We start from the raw sequence: 265 nt of genomic DNA, 5'->3' as shown, positions 1-265 counted from the left end.
AGCATCGGTTCAATCGAGTTTTCGAAGAATTCGATAGCATCCGCTTTAATGAACGCGGCTTCATCGAATAGATATAAATCGTATTCGCGGCCACGGCTGAACATATTGCCGTTGTTCAGCGGGAAGATTTCGAGGATGCCGCCTGTAGCGGTTTCAATTCGGCGGTTGAAGTGGCGATTGGTTACGAGTTCGCCTAGATTGCCCAGGACATTTTTATAGACCATTTGAGACGTGGACAACTGCGGAACGTAGAACGAAACGCGCT

The 265-nt window shown here is 48.3% G+C and carries 1 protein-coding gene; it reads right to left on the bottom strand.

Annotation, left to right across the window (positions count from 1 at the left end):
- On the bottom strand, positions 1-265 hold a 265-nt coding region (locus SB724_RS20500; RefSeq protein ID WP_410572740.1), incomplete at both ends, for a hypothetical protein.

It is taken from the genome of Bacillus sp. SIMBA_031 (assembly GCF_046535225.1).
Lineage (GTDB): Bacteria > Bacillota > Bacilli > Bacillales > Bacillaceae > Bacillus > Bacillus velezensis.
The sequence above is the reverse complement of the archived record's forward strand: the minus strand, read 5'-3'. Positions and strand labels throughout refer to the sequence as shown.